17 protein-coding genes are annotated in these 19,019 nt (G+C 63.9%); 15 read left to right on the top strand and 2 right to left on the bottom strand.

Annotated features, from left to right (window positions below; translation table 11 throughout):
• The 15 genes from dnaA (at position 1) to AC3ITW_RS00075 (ending at position 16,965) form a co-directional block, all read left to right on the top strand.
• On the top strand, positions 1–1,332 hold the full coding sequence (gene dnaA / locus AC3ITW_RS00005) for a chromosomal replication initiator protein DnaA (protein WP_006404567.1): 1,332 nt from the start codon (positions 1–3) through the stop codon (positions 1,330–1,332).
• Between the two features lie 276 nt (positions 1,333–1,608).
• Entirely contained in the window at positions 1,609–2,709 is a 1,101-nt protein-coding gene (dnaN, locus tag AC3ITW_RS00010; RefSeq protein ID WP_006404569.1) for a DNA polymerase III subunit beta, read from the top strand.
• 997 nt (positions 2,710–3,706) lie between these two features.
• Positions 3,707–4,801 carry a DNA replication/repair protein RecF gene (gene recF / locus AC3ITW_RS00015; protein ID WP_100467675.1) on the top strand — a complete coding sequence of 365 codons (1,095 nt, stop codon included), beginning with the start codon at positions 3,707–3,709 and terminating at the stop codon, positions 4,799–4,801.
• Positions 4,802–4,913: 112 nt separating this feature from the next.
• Positions 4,914–7,373 carry a DNA topoisomerase (ATP-hydrolyzing) subunit B gene (gene gyrB / locus AC3ITW_RS00020; RefSeq protein WP_489389938.1) on the top strand — a complete coding sequence of 820 codons (2,460 nt, stop codon included), beginning with the start codon at positions 4,914–4,916 and terminating at the stop codon, positions 7,371–7,373.
• Positions 7,374–7,440: 67 nt separating this feature from the next.
• Positions 7,441–8,286, top strand: a complete 846-nt coding sequence (locus AC3ITW_RS00025; protein ID WP_489389939.1) for a CPBP family intramembrane glutamic endopeptidase — start codon at positions 7,441–7,443, stop codon at positions 8,284–8,286.
• 71 nt (positions 8,287–8,357) lie between these two features.
• The gene (locus AC3ITW_RS00030; protein WP_006404768.1) at positions 8,358–9,164 is read left to right on the top strand and encodes a M48 family metallopeptidase; all 807 of its coding nucleotides are present in this window, start codon (positions 8,358–8,360) and stop codon (positions 9,162–9,164) included.
• 132 nt (positions 9,165–9,296) lie between these two features.
• Positions 9,297–10,484 carry a tetratricopeptide repeat protein gene (locus AC3ITW_RS00035; RefSeq protein WP_006404770.1) on the top strand — a complete coding sequence of 396 codons (1,188 nt, stop codon included), beginning with the start codon at positions 9,297–9,299 and terminating at the stop codon, positions 10,482–10,484.
• A 143-nt stretch (positions 10,485–10,627) separates the two neighbouring features.
• Entirely contained in the window at positions 10,628–11,296 is a 669-nt protein-coding gene (locus AC3ITW_RS00040) for an energy transducer TonB (RefSeq protein ID WP_012509602.1), read from the top strand.
• Positions 11,297–11,391: 95 nt separating this feature from the next.
• The gene (gene exbB, locus AC3ITW_RS00045) at positions 11,392–12,153 is read left to right on the top strand and encodes a TonB-system energizer ExbB (RefSeq protein ID WP_004132614.1); all 762 of its coding nucleotides are present in this window, start codon (positions 11,392–11,394) and stop codon (positions 12,151–12,153) included.
• Positions 12,154–12,213: 60 nt separating this feature from the next.
• Entirely contained in the window at positions 12,214–12,639 is a 426-nt protein-coding gene (locus tag AC3ITW_RS00050; RefSeq protein WP_012509603.1) for an ExbD/TolR family protein, read from the top strand.
• 3 nt (positions 12,640–12,642) lie between these two features.
• A complete protein-coding gene (locus AC3ITW_RS00055; protein WP_004132666.1) occupies positions 12,643–13,056 on the top strand; it encodes an ExbD/TolR family protein in 414 nt (137 codons plus the stop codon).
• A 150-nt stretch (positions 13,057–13,206) separates the two neighbouring features.
• The gene (gene cls, locus AC3ITW_RS00060; protein ID WP_489389940.1) at positions 13,207–14,667 is read left to right on the top strand and encodes a cardiolipin synthase; all 1,461 of its coding nucleotides are present in this window, start codon (positions 13,207–13,209) and stop codon (positions 14,665–14,667) included.
• A gap of 40 nt (positions 14,668–14,707) precedes the next feature.
• Entirely contained in the window at positions 14,708–14,977 is a 270-nt protein-coding gene (locus tag AC3ITW_RS00065) for a hypothetical protein (RefSeq protein WP_004132720.1), read from the top strand.
• 9 nt (positions 14,978–14,986) lie between these two features.
• Entirely contained in the window at positions 14,987–15,730 is a 744-nt protein-coding gene (locus AC3ITW_RS00070) for a pyridoxine 5'-phosphate synthase (RefSeq protein WP_004132724.1), read from the top strand.
• 143 nt (positions 15,731–15,873) lie between these two features.
• Positions 15,874–16,965 carry a PA0069 family radical SAM protein gene (locus tag AC3ITW_RS00075; RefSeq protein WP_012509604.1) on the top strand — a complete coding sequence of 364 codons (1,092 nt, stop codon included), beginning with the start codon at positions 15,874–15,876 and terminating at the stop codon, positions 16,963–16,965.
• A gap of 56 nt (positions 16,966–17,021) precedes the next feature.
• On the opposite strand, the gene AC3ITW_RS00080 is transcribed toward AC3ITW_RS00075, so the two are convergent.
• A complete protein-coding gene (locus tag AC3ITW_RS00080; protein ID WP_065724008.1) occupies positions 17,022–17,729 on the bottom strand; it encodes a 2OG-Fe(II) oxygenase in 708 nt (235 codons plus the stop codon).
• Positions 17,730–17,836: 107 nt separating this feature from the next.
• A complete protein-coding gene (locus AC3ITW_RS00085; protein ID WP_014035428.1) occupies positions 17,837–18,853 on the bottom strand; it encodes a class 1 fructose-bisphosphatase in 1,017 nt (338 codons plus the stop codon).
• Positions 18,854–19,019: the final 166 nt, after the last annotated feature.

Below are 19,019 nucleotides of genomic sequence, written 5' to 3' on the forward strand. Positions count from 1 at the left end.
ATGGATGCCTGGTCCCGTAGTCTCGAGCGCCTCGAAGCGGAGTTCCCGCCGGAAGACGTTCACACCTGGTTGAAGCCACTGCAGGCCGATCTGCGCGTGGACAGCCTGGTGCTGTATGCACCGAATGCCTTCATCGTCGACCAGGTACGCGAACTGTACCTGGCCCGGATCCGCGAACTGCTGGCCCACTTCGCCGGTTTCAGCGACGTTTTTCTTGAAATCGGCTCGCGCCCGCGGCCCGTGGAGGCGCAGAACGCGCCGGTTTCCACGCCGTCGGCACATGTTTCCAGCGAACCGCAGGTACCGTTCGCCGGCAACCTGGACAATCACTACACCTTCGCCAACTTCGTCGAAGGCCGCAGCAACCAGCTGGGCCTGGCCGCTGCCTTCCAGGCGGCGCAGAAGCCGGGCGACCGTGCGCACAATCCGCTGCTGCTGTACGGAGGCACCGGCCTGGGCAAGACCCACCTGATGTTCGCCGCCGGCAACGCCATGCGCCAGGCCAACCCGGGGGCGAAGGTGCTGTACCTGCGCTCGGAACAGTTCTTCAGCGCGATGATCCGGGCCTTGCAGGAAAAGACCATGGATCAGTTCAAGCGCCAGTTCCAGCAGGTGGACGCGCTGCTGATCGATGACATCCAGTTCTTCGCCGGCAAGGACCGCACCCAGGAAGAGTTCTTCCACACCTTCAACGCGTTGTTCGATGGCAAGCAGCAGATCATCCTGACCTGCGACCGCTATCCGCGCGAAGTTGAAGGCCTGGAAGCGCGCCTGAAGTCGCGGCTTGCCTGGGGCCTGTCGGTCGCGATCGAACCGCCGGACTTCGAGACCCGTGCGGCGATCGTGCTGGCCAAGGCCCGCGAGCGCGGTGCCGAGATTCCCGATGATGTTGCGTTCCTGATCGCCAAGAAGATGCGCTCCAACGTGCGCGACCTCGAGGGCGCGCTGAATACCCTGACCGCTCGTGCCAATTTCACCGGCCGTGCGATCACCACTGAATTCGCCCAGGAAACTCTGCGCGATCTGCTGCGCGCCCAGCAGCAGGCGATCAGCATTCCCAACATCCAGAAAACGGTTGCCGACTACTACGGCCTGCAGATCAAGGATCTGCTGTCCAAGCGCCGGACCCGTTCGCTGGCTCGTCCGCGCCAGGTCGCCATGGCCCTGACCAAGGAGCTGACCGAGCACAGCCTGCCTGAGATCGGCGACGCCTTCGCCGGTCGCGACCACACCACGGTGCTGCATGCCTGCCGTCAGATCCGCACCCTGATGGAGGCCGACGGCAAGCTCCGCGAGGACTGGGACAAGCTGATCCGGAAGCTGAGCGAATGATGCACGTCCGCCGATAAGGCGTCATCGCATAAAACGGTGCAAAATCCGGTAGCAAGCGCGGGACAGGGTGTGGATAAAAAAGCCGTTCGATTTCGCGGTAAATTTATCCACAGCTTTCCCCACCCCTTGGGGGCTGGTAGTGCAGAGGGTTTCGAGGCCTGAAACTTCTTTTATTACAAAGACTTAGCTGTGTTTTCCAGCGATTCTGGCTCTACCATCACCACCAAGCTTTTGATTTATTCCACATCTTTTTAAAGCATAGGGGCACGGAACCACATGCGTTTCACACTGCAGCGCGAAGCCTTTCTCAAGCCGTTGGCACAGGTCGTCAACGTGGTCGAACGCCGCCAGACCCTTCCGGTTCTGGCCAATTTCCTGGTCCAGGTGCAGAACGGCCAGCTGTCGCTGACCGGTACCGATCTGGAAGTGGAAATGGTGTCGCGGATCGCGGTTGAAGATGCGCAGGACGGCGAAACCACGATCCCCGCCCGCAAGCTGTTTGAGATCATCCGCGCCCTGCCCGATGGCAGCCGGATCACCGTCTCGCAGACCGGTGACAAGATCACCGTGCAGGCAGGCCGCAGCCGCTTCACCCTGGCAACCCTGCCCTCCAACGACTTCCCGTCGGTGGACGAAGTGGAAGCCACCGAGCGCGTTGCGATCGGCGAAGCGACCCTGAAGGAGCTGATCGAACGCACTGCGTTCGCGATGGCCCAGCAGGACGTGCGCTACTACCTCAACGGCCTGCTGTTCGACCTGCGTGGTGATGCGCTGCGTACGGTCGCCACTGACGGTCATCGTCTGGCCCTGTGCGAAACCGATCTGGCCAAGCCCAGCGGTTCCAAGCGCCAGATCATCGTGCCGCGCAAGGGCGTGACCGAGTTGCAGCGCCTGCTGGAAAGCGGCGACCGCGAGATCGAGCTGGAAGTCGGCCGTAGCCACGTGCGCGTCAAGCGCGACGATGTCACCTTCACCTCGAAGTTGATCGATGGCCGCTTCCCGGACTACGAAGCAGTGATCCCGATCGGCGCCGATCGCGAGGTCAAGGTGAACCGTGAGTCGCTGCGTGCGTCGTTGCAGCGTGCGGCGATCCTGTCCAACGAGAAGTACCGCGGTATCCGCGTGGAAGTCTCGCCGGGCAACCTCAAGATCAGCGCGCACAACCCGGAGCAGGAAGAGGCCCAGGAAGAGATCGAGGCGGACACCACCGTCAGCGACCTGGCCATCGGCTTCAACGTGAACTACCTGCTGGATGCCCTGTCCGCCCTGCGCGACGAGGAAGTCATCATCCAGCTGCGCGATTCCAACTCCTCGGCGCTGGTGCGTGAATCCAGCAGCGAGAAGTCGCGCCACGTGGTGATGCCGCTGCGTCTCTGACATCTGCGCTGTTCCACGTGGAACCGAACAACGCCCGGGATCTTCCCGGGCGTTTTTTTTGTTCCACGTGGAGCATCGTCATCGAGGGATTTGCGGAACTGAGTCCTGCCTGCCGGTTCTTTCGGATGCTCCGCTTATCTTCGATCACTTGTGGCATGAAGTGCTGCCTCCGTTGACGAAGAGCGCCCCCAATTCGATGGCTGCTTCCAACGTCATCGCGACGTTGCCGAGAACGAGTTGTGCCGGTGAATCCGCAGAGCGAGGGAGTGCTTCCAGGAAAGCTGAAGTTGAGACGATTTGCGGGGGCTCAGCGATCGATCTGCAGCGCCTGCTGACGCCACTGTCCACAGGGCTGGTGGCGGATGATTCGGGTCCTGCAAAGCTTTTAAATCTGGGTATAAATCTAAAGCATGGTGGTGATGGTAGGGCCAGATTTCGTGGAAAAATAGCTTATCTATATGATTTAAAAGAGATTTGTTGGTCTGAAACCCCCTGTATAGCGGGCCCTGGGGCTGGGGGGGAACCTGTGGATAGTTTCAGACGGAGCGCTGAACGCCTTTTTTATCCACAGATTGCCCATACCTTGTGTATAAGTCATACAGTCCTGCTGTGGATAGCGTGAAACGGCAGTGCGAATTTCTTTGAAATCTGTGGAACCTCGCGGGCTGGGGCTTCCCGGATTTCAAGGAATCTGCAGGTGTAGATCCGGTGGCGGCTGGTGCTCGCTGCTGAAGATCCTGGAAGTGGCACTGAAATCGTTGAAATCTGCGGGTCAGCCCCCTGCCAGGGCGCACAGATTTGAAGGATTTTGCGCCGAGTGCGGGCCCTGGCATCGCCATTGCGGCAACCGTTGTCCACGTGGAACCCAGCATCAGGTCAGCGCCGGCGGTGTCGTGCGTGGCAAGGACCCCGCTGCACCCGCCGGGCTTGACCGATGCAGTAAGCTGATGGATTCCCCGCTCATCTACCGCCCTGTGCGGATGGTCCTTCGCGCCCCATGCAGATCCGCCGCCTTGCCTTGCACCAACTGCGTCGCTTCAATGCGGTGGAGCTCTCTCCGCAGCCGGGCTTGAACCTGCTGACCGGAGACAACGGCGCCGGCAAGACCAGCATTCTTGAGGCCCTGCACCTGATGGCCTATGGGCGCAGCTTCCGCGGCCGGGTACGTGATGGTCTGGTCCGTCAGGGCCAGGAAGCGTTGGAGATCTTCGTGGAATGGGATGAACAGCGCGCCAGCCACCCTCCTCATCGGCGAAAGGCCGGTCTGCGCCACAGTGGCCAGGACTGGAAGGGACGATTGGATGGCGAAGACGTTGCCCAGCTCGGCAACCTCTGTGCTGCCTTGGCGGTGGTGACCTTTGAACCAGGCAGCCACGCACTGGTCAGCGGGGGCGGCGAACCCCGCCGCCGATTCCTCGATTGGGGCTTGTTCCACGTGGAACCGGATTTTCTATCCTTGTGGCGCCGCTACTCCCGGGCGCTCAAGCAACGCAATGCACTGCTCAAGCAGGGCGGGCCTTCGCGGATGCTGGATACCTGGGACCACGAGCTGGCCGAGGCAGGCGAACCGCTGACCAGCCGCCGCCAGCACTATCTGGAACGGCTGCAGCAACGAACCGTAGCCCTGGCGGCAGAACTGGCTCCCCAGCTGGGTATCCAGGCCATGGAACTGAGTCCGGGGTGGCGTCGCCACGAGCTGCCGCTGGCTGATGCCCTGCTGCTGGCCCGCGATCGCGACCGGCAAGCGGGCTACACCTCCGTCGGGCCGCACCGGGCGGACTGGAGTGTGGACTTCCACAACATTCCTGGCCGCGATGCGCTGTCCCGTGGCCAAGCCAAGCTGACAGCCCTGGCCTGCCTGCTGGCCCAGGCCGAAGACTATGCGGAACAGCGCGGGGAATGGCCGGTCATCGCCCTGGATGACCTGGCCTCGGAGCTGGATCGTACCCACCAGGCACGGGTACTGGAGCGCCTGCTCGGCGGGCCGGCCCAGATATTCGTCACCGCCACCGAAACCCCGGCGGCGCTGCAGGAGCTGACCCATATCGCCCGGTTCCACGTGGAACATGCACAGATCGTGGCTGTGCCATAGTGGGCACAACAGGGCCGCTCGACCCCGGCTGGTATAATTCGGGTTGGAATCCTTTCATTCTCGGCGCATCGCCCCAAGCGGTGCCCGACCTGCGGAGCCTACGGCAAGCGCAATGAGCGACGAACAGAACACCCCGGCAAACAACGGCAACTACGACGCCAACAGCATTACGGCCCTGGAAGGCCTGGAGGCTGTCCGCAAGCGCCCAGGCATGTACATCGGTGACGTCCATGACGGCACCGGCCTGCACCACATGGTGTTCGAGGTGGTCGACAACTCCATCGACGAAGCCCTCGCCGGCCATGCTGACTACGTGGCGGTGACGATCCACGCCGACGGCTCGGTTTCGGTGTCCGACAACGGTCGCGGCATTCCGACGGGCAAGCACGAGCAGATGAGCGCCAAGCTCGGCCGCGAAGTGTCCGCTGCCGAAGTGGTGATGACCGTCCTGCACGCAGGCGGCAAGTTCGACGACAACAGCTACAAGGTTTCCGGTGGCCTGCATGGCGTCGGCGTCAGCGTGGTCAACGCGCTCTCGCAGAAGCTGCTGGTGGACGTGTTCCAGGGTGGTTTCCACTACCAGCAGGAATTCAGCAACGGCGCCGCGGTCACCCCGCTGGCAAAGCTGGAGAGCACCACCAAGCGCGGTACCACGGTGCGCTTCTGGCCGTCGACCGTGGCGTTCCACGACAACGTGGAATACCACTACGACATCCTGGCCCGTCGCCTGCGTGAGCTGTCGTTCCTGAATTCCGGCGTCAAGATCGTGCTGGCCGACGAGCGTGGTGATGGCCGCCGCGATGACTTCCACTACGAAGGCGGTATTCGCAGCTTCGTCGAGCATCTGGCCCAGCTGAAGACCCCGCTGCACCCGAACGTCATCTCGGTCACCGGCGAGCACAACAACATCGTGGTGGATGTGGCGCTGCAGTGGACCGACTCCTATCAGGAGACGATGTACTGCTTCACCAACAACATCCCGCAGAAGGACGGTGGTACCCACCTCGCCGGCTTCCGCGGCGCGCTGACCCGCGTGCTCAACAACTACATCGAGCAGAACGGCATCGCCAAGCAGGCCAAGATCAACCTGACCGGCGACGACATGCGTGAAGGCATGATCGCGGTGCTGTCGGTGAAGGTGCCCGATCCCAGTTTCTCCAGCCAGACCAAGGAAAAGCTGGTCAGCTCCGACGTGCGCCCCGCCGTGGAAAACGCCTTCGGTGCGCGGCTGGAAGAGTTCCTGCAGGAAAACCCGAACGAAGCCAAGGCGATCGCCGGCAAGATCGTCGACGCCGCGCGTGCCCGTGAAGCCGCGCGCAAGGCCCGCGACCTGACCCGCCGCAAGGGTGCGCTGGACATCGCCGGCCTGCCGGGCAAGCTGGCCGACTGCCAGGAAAAGGATCCGGCGCTGTCCGAACTGTTCATCGTCGAGGGTGACTCGGCAGGTGGCTCGGCCAAGCAGGGCCGCAACCGCAAGAACCAGGCGGTGCTGCCGCTGCGCGGCAAGATCCTCAACGTGGAACGCGCGCGCTTCGACCGCATGCTGGCCTCCGACCAGGTCGGTACGCTGATCACCGCGCTGGGCACCGGCATTGGCCGCGACGAGTACAACCCGGACAAGCTGCGCTACCACAAGATCATCATCATGACCGACGCCGACGTCGACGGCGCCCACATCCGCACGCTGCTGCTGACGTTCTTCTACCGTCAGATGCCGGAGCTGATCGAGCGCGGTTACGTCTACATCGGCCTGCCGCCGCTGTACAAGATCAAGCAGGGCAAGCAGGAGCTGTACCTGAAGGACGACCCGGCGCTGGACAGCTACCTGGCCAGCAGTGCGGTGGAAAACGCTGCGCTGGTGCCGGCCACCGGTGAACCGGGCATCGAAGGCCTGGCGCTGGAAAAGCTGCTGCTGACCTACGCCGCCGCGCAGGATTCGATCGAGCGCAACGCACACCGCTACGACCGCAACGTGCTCGAAGCGCTGGTCGACTTCGTGCCGATGGACATGGACAGCCTGCGCAATGCCGGCGAAGGCGAAGGCCTGGATGCATTGGCCAAGCGCCTCAACCAGGGCAGCCTGGGCAGCCCGCGCTTCACCCTGGAGCTGCAGGAAGCCAACGAGCAGCGCCCGGCAGCCGTGCTGGTGACCCGCCGCCACATGGGCGAAGAGCTGATCCAGGTGCTGCCGCTGTCGGCCTTCGAAAGCGGTGAACTGCGTGCGATCCGCCAGGCGTCCTCGCTGCTGCATGGCTTGGTCCGCGAAGGCGCGATCATTTCACGTGGCGCCAAGTCGATCGAAGTGGACACGTTCGCCAAGGCGCAGAACTGGCTGCTCGAGGAGGCCAAGCGCGGCCGCCAGATCCAGCGATTCAAGGGTCTGGGTGAAATGAATCCGGAGCAGTTGTGGGACACCACGGTGAACCCGGAGACCCGCCGACTGCTGCAGGTGCGTATCGAAGATGCCGTCGCAGCTGACCAGATCTTCAGCACCTTGATGGGTGATGTCGTCGAACCGCGTCGCGATTTCATCGAAGACAACGCGCTGAAGGTCGCAAACCTGGATATCTGACACAATCGGATCATGGCCGGTGCGCGGGGAGGCGCACCGGCTTTCGACCCTTGAACGCAGGTACCTGATGTCCGCTTCCGCCCCGGTTTCCGCCCCGCCTCCGGTTCCGCCGGCGTCCACCGCGCCGCGTGCGGGTTCCCCGTTGGCAGGCTTCTTCATCGACCTGGGCATTGCTGCCGTCACCCTGTTCGGCCTGAGCATGGTCACCGGCCTGCTCTGGGGCTTCTATCGCGCCATCGTGGTTGGCTACGCCAATGCACAGGCCAACGGCGGCGCCCTGTCGCCGGCAGAAACAACGGCGGCCGTCGGCCAGCCGGGGGCCCTGGCGCAGATCCTGATGGCCCTGATCGCCACCGGTGGAGCCGCCCTGCTGCTGTACTTCTGGCGGCGCCCGGCCAATGCGGCCGAACGCCTGGCTTCACGACAGGCGCTGCGGCAGCCCTCGACCTGGGGCTGGACCGTGCTGGTGGCCTTGCTGATCGTGCTGGGCAGCAACGGCATCGCCTTCCTGGCCAAACAGTTCGGCATCACGCCGGTGCCCACCAACGTGGAACTGATGCAGAACGCGATCGCGCGTTTCCCGCTGTTCCTGGTGCTGTTCGCGGTCGTGCTGGCGCCTGCCTATGAGGAGCTGCTGTTCCGCCGCGTGCTGTTCGGCCGCCTGTGGCAGGCTGGCCGTCCCTGGTTGGGGGTGATCCTCAGCAGCCTGGCCTTCGCGCTGGTCCACGAAGTACCGGGGGTGAGCAGGAATTCACTGTTGGGCATGGCCCAGCTGTGGCTGGTCTACGGTGGCATGGGCGCCGCGTTCTGCTGGTTGTACCAGCGCACCGGCACGCTGTGGGCGGCGATTACAGCCCATGCACTGAACAACGCTGTCGCACTTGCCGCGATGGTGTTCCTGGGATCAACGTAACGCCGTGTCCGCTTGACGAAAGATTAAGCCGTTACGCTACACACTGCGCATATGAACACGGGGGTGCACCCATGAAACACCTGCTGTTGGCCCTTGTCATCACCACGTTGGTCAGCGCCTGTGCGACCACAACCTCACCCACCGGCCGTCGGCAGATGGTCGGTGGCGTGTCGCAGGCGCAGCTGGACCAGCTCGGTGCGCAGGCGTTCGCCGAGACCAAGCAGAAGGAAAAGATCAGCACCGATGGCCGCCAGAACGGCTATGTACAGTGCGTGGTCAACGCCCTGGTCGCGCAGCTCCCGCCTCAATACCGTGGCGTACGGTGGGAGACGGCGGTGTTCGTCGACAAGGAGCCCAACGCATTCGCCCTGCCCGGGGGCAAGGTCGGTGTGAACACCGGCATCTTCACCGTGGCCAAGAACCAGGACCAGTTGGCTGCCGTAATCGGCCATGAAATCGGCCACGTCATCGCCCGCCATCACGAAGAACGCATCACCCGCCAGATGGGCGCACAGACCGGCCTCGCCGTGCTCGGTGCGCTGGCCGGTGCCGCCTATGGAGAAGGCGCCGCCAGTACCGTCAATCAGCTCGGCGGCATGGGCGCGCAGACCGCTTTCCTGCTGCCGGGTTCGCGCACCCAGGAAAGCGAAGCCGACGTAATCGGCCAACGGCTGATGGCGCAGGCAGGGTTCAACCCCGCGCAGGCCGTCGATCTGTGGCAGAACATGATGGCCGCCAGCGGCGGTCGTAGCCCACAATGGCTCTCCACCCACCCTGATCCGGCCAACCGGATCCAGGAACTGCGACGCGATGCGCCGGGCCTGACCCCGGTCTATCAGCAGGCGCAGGCGGCTGGGCTGCGGCCAAAGTGCGGATGAGTGCGCAGTTTCATGCTGTATTGCAGCACATAAAACGATTTCTCACGCCATCTGTTTCTGATACGTTTGGCGGCTCAGATTTTTCTGACAGTCCGACTTTGCCGCTAACCGGCGGTTCGATCGAGGTGAACGATGATTTTCCGTAACCACAAAGCTGTGCTTTCCGTCCTCGTCGCGACCGCCCTGACCGGCGCCGTGGTCACCGATGCCTTCGCGCAGTCCTCGCGCTCCTCCGAGCGTGGCAACCGCGGCGGCAAGCAGGCCAAGGCCGAGGCGCTGTACCCGAACGCGACCCGCCAGGAGCCGACGGTCAAGGCCTCTGCCAAGATGGGCAGCAAGCTGCAGAAAATGATCGACAGCTACAACAAGGAAAAGTTCCCGGAGACCCGTACCCAGGCCGACGCGATCCTGGCTGACAGCGCCGCGAACGAGTACGACAAGTCGCTGGCCGCGCAGCTGGCTTCGCAGGCTGCCTACCAGACCGAGGACACCCCGGCGGCCGTGGCCTACCTGAAGCAGGTCCTGCAGTTCAACGGCCTGGACAACAACGGCCACTTCCAGTCGATGCTGATGCTGGGCCAGCTGGAGCTGCAGGAAGACAAGACCGCCGAAGGCCTGGCGACCCTGGACAAGTACTTCGCCGAGAGCAAGTCGACCAAGCCGGAAGAACTGATCGCCAAGGGCCAGGCGCTGTACCAGCTGGAGCGCTACCAGGAAGCGATCCCGGTGCTGAAGCAGGCCATCGCCGGCTCCGCCGAACCGAAGGACAACTGGAACCAGCTGCTGATGGCGGCCCTGTCCGAAGCCGGCCAGTCCGGTGAAGCGGTCAAGGAAGCCGAGGCGCTGGCCGCCAAGAACCCCAGCGACAAGAAGGCCCAGCTGAACCTGGCCAGCATGTACATGCAGGCCGACCAGATGGACAAGGCTGCCACGGTGATGGACAAGCTGCGCAGCAGCGGCCAGCTCACCGAAGAGCGCGAGTACAAGCAGCTGTACTCGATCTATGCCAATACCGAGCACAAGGAAAAGGACGTCATCGCGGTCATCAACGAAGGGTTGCAGAAGGGCATCCTGAAGCCGGACTACCAGGTCTACCTGGCGCTGGCCCAGTCCTACTACTACTCCGACCAGGTGCCGCAGGCGATCGATGCGTGGCAGAAGGCCGCCCCGCTTTCCAAGGACGGTGAGACCTACCTGAACCTGGCACGCGTCCTGCATGCCGAAGGTCGCGTCCCCGAGGCCAAGCAGGCCGCCCAGCAGGCGCTGGCGAAGGGCGTGAAGAACCAGGCTGATGCCAAGAAAATCATCAACCTGAAGTAAGTAGGAATAACGCCTGAATGCCTGCTCAGTTGATGCGCAGGCGCTCAGGATTGGTATAAGCTTGGAGGTTCCTGCGGTGTCATGCACCGCTGATCAGGGATTCCGCCCCCGGCATCCCGGCCCCACTATTGAGCTCTTGGCGCATGACGGAACAACTAGTCGTTCACCGGTACGAACAACCCGATGACAAGGGGCTGAGCTGGCCTCGCATCGTCGGCATCGCGTTTGTAATTGCCCTGCATCTGGCCGCCTTCATGATGCTCCTCATCCCCGCCGTGGCTCCCAAGGCCGTGGCTGAGAAGGAGCGCAACGTCATGGTGACCATCGTAGACGCGCCGCCGCCGCCACCCCCGCCGCCGCCGCCGCCGCCGCCGACGGATACTCCGCCGCCGCCGGTGAAGAATCTGTCGCCGCCGAAGCCGTCGCCGGTTCCGCCGCCGCCGCAGGCGCCGGTCGTGGACGTGCCGGAGCCGCGCCCGAGCGACATCGTCACCCCGCCGTCGCCGCCGTCGCCGCCGGCCCCGCCGACCTCGATCGAGGCCAGCGTGGACATCTCGTCGAAGGCCATGAATCCGCCGCGCTACCCGCCGGCAGCCTTCCGCGCTGGTATCCAGGGCGAAGTGATCCTGATCATTGATGTCGATGCCAGTGGCAACGTCACCAATGTCACGGTGGAAAAGTCCAGCCGTAACCGCGACCTGGACCGTGCTGCGATGGAAGCTGCCCGGAAGTGGCGTTTCAACGCCGCCGAAGCTGGCGGTAAGAAGGCTGCTGGCCGCGTCCGCGTCCCGGTCAACTTTGCACTGAACTGATTCGGCCCGGGTGGCCTCCTGGCCACCCTCGCCCGCAGTTCGATTGTTTAGCTTAGCTACACCCTTTATCACCACACACAACAAAGGTAAGCGTCATGCTGCAGGAAATTTTCATCGCCGCTGCTGCCGGGGGCAATCCGTCCAACGCCCTGTCGCAGATGGGCTTCGAGCATCTGATCCACGAAATGACCACCAAGCCGGGTGATTTCGCGGTCTCCTGGGTCGTGCTGCTGACCCTGGTCGTGATGTCGGCCATGTCCTGGTACTGGACCGTCATCAACATCTTCCGTGCTACCCGCCTGAAGAGCGCCGCTGATCGCGTCGTCAGCCTGTTCTGGGACACCCCGAACGCGCAGGACGCCATCCGTGCGATGGAAGAGCAGCCGGCTTCGGAGCCGTTCTCGAAGATCGCTCTGGACGCTGCCCAGGCAGCTGCCCACCACCAGCGCGCTGAAGGCGGCGCCACCGGTGGCGTGGGTGAGAACCTGAGCCGTTCGGAGTTCGTCGACCGCGCTCTGCGCCAGGCCGTGACCCGCGAAAGCAACAAGCTGCAGTCGGGCATGACCCTGCTGGCCACCGTCGGCGCGACCGCTCCGTTCGTCGGTCTGCTGGGTACCGTGTGGGGCATCTACGGCGCGCTGATCAAGATCGGTGCCACCGGCTCCGCTTCGATCGACGCCGTTGCCGGCCCGGTGGGTGAAGCGCTGATCATGACCGCGATCGGTCTGTTCGTCGCGATCCCGGCCGTGTTCGCCTTCAACTTCTTCAGCAAGATCAACAGCGCGACCATCAGCAAGTTCGATACCTTCGCGCACGACCTGCACGACTTCTTCGCCACCGGTTCGCGCGTCCGCTGATTGCGACGCGCTGTACCTGCGACGAAGTAAGTAGTCACCAAGATCTAGACGGAGCCCGTTATGGCTTTCAGTAGTGGTAACAGCGGCGGCCCCATGGCCGACATCAACGTTACGCCCCTCGTGGACGTGATGCTGGTGCTGCTGATCATCTTCATCATCACGGCGCCCCTGATGTCCCACAAGGTCAAGGTGGATCTGCCGGAGGCCAACCTGGTCCAGAAGCCGGACGACACCAACGATCGCAAGGGTCCCATCACCCTGGCAGTCAAGGAAGATGGCTCGATCTACTGGAACGACGAAGAAATCAACAAGCAGACTCTCGAGTCGCGCTTGGCGACCGCCGCCCAGCAGACCCCGCAGCCGCCGTTGAACCTGCGTGGTGACCGCACCACCAAGATGCGCGTCATCAACGAGATGACCAAGATCGCGCAGGAACAGGGCATGCTGGACGTCGGCTTCGTTGCGACCAAAGAAAAGGGGCAATAAGCCATGGCATTCAGTAGTGGTGGTGGCAAGGGCCCCATGGCCGACATCAACGTCACGCCCCTCGTGGACGTGATGCTGGTGCTGCTGATCATCTTCATCGTGACCGCGCCGATCATGACGTACCCGATCGCCGTGGACCTGCCGCAGCGCGTGCTCAACCCACCGCCGCAGCTGGTCGAACCGCCGCCGCCGATCGAGTTGAAGATCGACGCCAGCAACCAGGTCTCGTGGAACAACAGCCCGATCAATGCGAGCGAGCTGCAGCAGCGGATGGAGCAGGAGGTCCAGCGTGACCCGACCAACCAGCCGGAACTGCGCATCGACGCCAGCCCGGATTCCGAGTACGACGTGATGGCCAAGGTCCTGGCCGCCGCGAAGAACGCTCAGATGAAGAAGATCGGTTTTGTGCAGCAGTAAACGTAATACCGCAATACAACAGTCATGACGCGACTGCAGACGCCCCTGGAAACAGGGGCGTCTTTTTTCTGCCTGTCGTGGTCAGATCCCTTTTTTACAGGAAGAGGGATCTGACCCCATCAGGCTGCACGCGCCCGTTATGATCGGCGGATGCTCGCCCTCTTCGACTCCCTGCGCCACTGGCTGGATGGCATCGCCCACCTCGGCACGATCCTGGCGGTGGCCTATCTGCTGTACCTGTTCGCGCTGGCGGGCTGGATCATGCTGCAGAAGCGCGAGCCGGTCGCCACCCTGAGCTGGATCCTGTCGCTGGCGCTGCTGCCCTATCTCGGCCTCTTCATCTATTACCTGCTGGGCCCGCAGAAGGTGAAGCGGCAGCGCCTGCGTCGTGGGCGTGCGCGCTCGGGCATGGAGCACTACAGCGACGTGTGCCCGCCCGATGCCGACTGCACCGAGCTGGCCAAGATCGCGCAGGCCACCACCGGGCTGGCACCGAGCAGTGCCACCGAAGTGACCTGGCTGGTGGATGGTGCAGCCACCTACGCCGCGCTGCTTGAAGCTGTCGCGCAGGCACGCGATCACGTGCATCTGGAGTACTACATCTTCAACCCGGACCATGCCGGCACCGCCCTGCGCGACGCGCTGGTGGAACGTGCGCGGGCCGGCGTGCAGGTGCGCCTGCTGCTCGATGCGGTGGGCTCATCCGCCCTGCCGCGGCGCTTCCTGCAACCTCTGCTCGATGCCGGTGGCGAAGCGATCTGGTTCCACCCACGGCAGCTGTTGAAGCCGTTCAAGCGCCCATGGTTGAACCTGCGTACCCATCGCAAGCTGGTGATTGTCGATGGTCGCCTGGCCTTCACCGGTGGCATCAACATCACCGACGACGAGGACGAAAGCCGCAGGACCGACGCCTACCGTGATCTGCACATGCGCATCCGTGGTCACGTGGTGCGAAGCCTGCAGCTGGTGTTCGCCGAGGACTGGCTGTACGCCAGTGGACAGGACCCCTCGCGGATGAATATCGCGCGTCTGTGGCCAGCCGACATGCCCCTGCGGGGCGATGGCCCGATCAATGCCCAGGTACTGGTGTCCGGCCCGGATTCGGGCTGGGAGACCATCCATCGCCTGCACGTAGCAGCGATCCAGGAAGCGCACGAGCGGGTCTGGCTGGTCACGCCCTACTTCGTCCCGGGCGAAGCGGCGCGGATGGCACTGACCTCGGCCGCGCTGGGCGGGTTGGACGTCCGCCTGCTGGTGCCGAAGATGAGCGATTCCTGGTTCGTCACCCAGGCCGCCCGCTCCTACTTTGACGAGCTGCTGCATGCCGGGGTGAAGATCTACGAGTACGGCCCTCGCATGCTGCATACCAAGGCCTTCATCGCCGATGACGACGTCTGCATCGTCGGCAGCGCCAACTTCGACCACCGCAGCTTCCGGCTGAACTTCGAACTATCGATGATGATCAGCGATCGAGGTCGTGTTGCCGCCCTGGCCGAACTGCTGGAGGGCGAGTTTGAAAGGGCCACCCGGGTGAATGACCAGGCCGGCCGTTCGCTGTGGCTGCACCGCCTGCCCGAGGCCTTCGCACGGCTGGCCTCGCCGCTGCTCTGACGCAGCGCTACACTGCGGCGATCATCCGGGGAGCCCGACTATGTACTGGTTGTACCTGCTGTTGGCGCTGGGCTGTTTCGCCTTCGCCCTGAAGACGCCCAATGCCGGGTTGATGACCCTGTGCCTGCTGGCCGCCCTCGCCTTCCTGCTGGCCTGGGTACGCGGCCGCTACGTGGCACGCTTCGGCGACCTGCAGCGCGATCCCGCTACCCTGGTCGACGCCGAGGAACTGCGCCGCCTGCGCGAACAGGCCCAGGCCCGTCGTAGTGCCGCCCCCGACGAACACGATCCGTCCCCTCTTTCCAAGTAGTTCCGTTCCATGACCCAGCTCAGCGTCAACGTCAACAAGATCGCCGTCCTGCGCAACTCGCGCGGCGGTGCCGAACCGGACGTGGTGCGTGCGGCCCAGGCCTGCCTGGATGCCGGCGCGCATGGCATCACCGTGCACCCGCGGCCGGACCGCCGCCACATCACCGCCGAGGACGTGCTGGCCCTGTCCACGCTGACCCGTGCGCGTGGGGTGGAGTTCAACATCGAAGGCAATCCGTTCGCACCACCGCGCGAGGGTTATCCGGGGCTGCTGCCGCTGTGTGCACAGACCCGTCCGGCGCAGGCTACCCTGGTGCCGGACAGCGACGGCCAGATCACCTCCGATCATGGCTTCGACTTCGAGCGCGATGCCGAGCGCCTGCGCCCGCTGATCGCCGAACTGAAGGCGATGGGTTGCCGGGTCAGTCTGTTCGTCGACGCCGGCAACCCGTTGCTGGAGCAGGCGGCCGAGGTCGGTGCCGACCGCATCGAGCTGTACACCGGCCCCTACGCCGAAGCGCATGCGGCGGGCGATGCCGGCGCGATGCTGACGCTCTTTGCCACTGCTGCCCGTCGAGCGCAGGCCGTCGGACTGGGCGTCAACGCCGGACACGACCTGTCGCAGGACAACCTGCGCGATTTCCTGGCCAACGTGCCGGACGTGCTGGAGGTGTCGATCGGCCACGCGCTGATCGGTGAGGCCCTGTACGACGGGCTGGATGCCACGGTGCGCGGGTACCTGGCGCTGCTCTGACCCCTTCCCTGTAGCGTCGCGCCATGCTCGACTTCAGTCTTGGCCACCCTGCGGGAGTCGAGCATGGCGCGACTCTACAAGAGGGCTGAACCCTTCAGGCGCCCGTCGCAGCCGCTGAGACGACTGCGACGTAATCTGCCGCCATGGGTATTGCGATCAAGGGCCGAGGTTCCACGTCCCACCTTGCCGGGCGCTTTGAAAGCACCGTCAGCGAGGCGGTGGACGATGGCTGGGCGGTCGACGAGAGCGAGGAGTTCCTTGCCCCTCGCCTGCGCACCGAAGTGCGCGCCGAAACCGCGCGCAGCATCATCACCCGCAACAACTCGCCCGACGTCGGCTTCAGTCAATCGGTGAATCCCTACCGCGGTTGCGAGCACGGCTGCTCCTACTGCTTCGCGCGCCCCTCGCATGCCTATCTGAACCTGTCGCCAGGCTTGGACTTCGAGACCAAGCTGTTCGCCAAGACCAATGCGCCCCAGCTGCTGCGCAAGGAACTGTCGAAACCGGGCTACGTGCCGCAACCGATCGCGCTGGGCATCAACACCGATGCGTACCAACCGATCGAGCGCAAGTTCAAACTGACCCGCCAGCTGATTGAAGTGATGCTGGAGACCAAGCATCCCTTCTCGCTGATCACCAAGAACGCGCTGGTCGAGCGCGATATCGATCTGCTTGCGCCGCTGGCCGCGGAGAACCTGGTCAGCGTGCATTTCTCGGTGACCTCGCTGGACCCGCATCTCTCCGCGAAGCTGGAACCGCGCGCGTCGGCGCCACACGCACGGCTGCGCGCGATGAAGCGTCTGCATGAGGTCGGCATTCCGGTGGGCGTGATGGTGGCGCCGGTGATTCCGTGGATCAACGACAGCGAACTGGAAGCGGTGTTGGAGGCCGCACACGACGCAGGTGCGAGCACCGCCGGTTATGTGCTGCTGCGCCTGCCGCTTGAAGTGGCGCCGCTGTTCCGCGAGTGGCTGGACACCCATCATCCAGATCGCGCCGCACATGTGATGAGTACCATCCAGCAGCTGCGCGGCGGCAAGGACTACGACAGCCAGTTCGGCACGCGCATGCGGGGCCAAGGCGTGTATGCCGATCTGTTGAACAACCGCTTCAAGCTGGCGCGCAAACGTCTGGGCTTCAATGCGCAGAACAGCCATTGGCCGAAGCTGGATTGCAGCCGGTTCCAGAAACCGTTGCCGCCGAGGAAGGATTCGCCGCAGGGGTCGTTGTTCTGAGTCCATCAGTCGAGCATGGCTCGACTCTACATCCGAAGCCGACGAGCAGCTCGGCGTCACCCCCCAAACAACTTCTGCGCACTCTGGAACAGAATCCAGCTGGTCGCGATGAACTTGTCCCCGCCCTGCGGCCTGTTGCCACGATGGGTGTGGGTGAACGCAGTCGGCGCGATCAGCAGGCTGCCGGTACGAGGTGCGATCTTCCGCCCCTGGAACAGGAACTCGGTTTCGCCCTCTTCGAAGTCGTCGTTGAGGTACAGCGTCCACAGCACATGCCGGTGCAGGGTCTCGGCCTGCGCATCCTTCGGGTACAGCTCGCAGTGCCAGTACGGGTAGCCGCCCTCGCCCGCCGCATACCACTGCAGGTTGATCGCGCCCGGGCGCAGGCAGGTGCGGGCCAGATCGGCCAGCTGCTGCTGCGGCATGTCGGGGAAGTCCTCGGCAGACAGGCGTCGCGGTTGGCCGTTGCTGTCCTGGATCTGCAACATCAGCGGCGCAATCAACGCCTGTGGATAACGGCGTAGATAAGTCAGCAGGCCATTGAACACCGCGATCTGCAGCTGCTGATCGACATCCTGCCAGCCGTCCAGGCCGCTGATGCGCAGATCCTTGCTGTGCTTGAGTTCCGGGAACACGCCACTGCCTACGGCACCGGGTTGCAGGCCACGCGTGGCGCGCAGGCGCTCAACGATCGCCGCGCAGACCTCGCTGGGGACGGCGTTGTGGATGACTTCGATGAAATCGACCGGGCCCTGCTCGTGCATGCGTGCATTCCTTAGGCGGCAATGGCTTGATGGTGCCGTTTGCCGACCTCGGTGTCACCCTACGGTCATGTCATCGTTCTGCCATGACCGTTGTCGGGAGACTTGCATCAGCCCTGCGCGTCGTCGTGCGCGTGGTGGTAGCGCACGGCCTCGGCCACTTCCTCGCGCGAGCCGAGGAACACCGGCACGCGCTGGTGCAGCTGGTCGGGCTGGATGTCGAGGATGCGCTCGCGACCGGTCCAGGCAGCGCCACCGGCCTGCTCGACCAGCAGGCCCATCGGGTTGGCTTCGTACATCAGGCGCAGCTTGCCGGCCTTGGACGGATCCTTTTTGTCCCACGGGTAGATGAAGATGCCGCCGCGGGTCAGGATGCGATGCACGTCGGCGACCATGCTGGCGATCCAGCGCATGTTGAAGTTCTTGCCGCGCGCGCCTTCCTTGCCCGCCAGCAGATCGCCGACGTACGCCTGCATCGGCGCTTCCCAGTGACGCTGGTTGGACATGTTGATGGCGAATTCCTGGGTGGCCGCCGGAATCTGCATGTTCTCGGTGGTCAGCACGAACTCACCCTTCTCGCGATCCAGGGTGAAGGCGTGGGTACCGTGGCCGACGGTCAGCACCAGCTGCGTGCTGGGCCCGTAGATGCAGTAGCCGGCGGCGATCTGCTTGCTGCCCGGCTGCAGGAAGGCGTCATCGCCCGGCAGTTCGACATTGGTCGGGCAGCGCAGCACCGAGAAGATGGTGCCGACGGAGACGTTGACGTCGATGTTGGAGCTGCCATCGAGGGGATCGAACAGCAGCAGGAAGTCACCACGCGGATAGATGTCCGGCACCGGCTGGCTGTGGTCCATTTCTTCCGAAGCACAAGCGGCGAGATGGCCGCCCCAGGCGTTGGCTTCGAGCAGGATCTCGTTGCTGATCACATCCAGCTTCTTCTGCGCTTCGCCCTGCACGTTGCCGGTACCGGCGTCGCCGAGCACGCCACCGAGGGCGCCCTTGCTGACGGCAATGGAGATGCTGGTGCAGGCGCGGGCGACGACCGCGATCAGCTGGCGCAGGTCGGCATTGATGCGGCCGGCGTGCTGTTCCTGGATCAGGAAGCGGGTCAACGAAGTACGGGACATGAGCGGGCAGGTCTCGGCAGCGGGAAAACGCCTATTGTCGCCCGTATGGCGGGGCCGTGCGTGAGCGCGGGAAGGCGTAATCGTTTCCAGATGCGTTGCGCTCGTGGCGCCTTCCTTTTGTCGAGGCTCACGGGAGGGGGAGGCGATGCAGGACACGCTGCAAGTA

The organism is Stenotrophomonas sp. KH_052 (assembly GCF_057838755.1).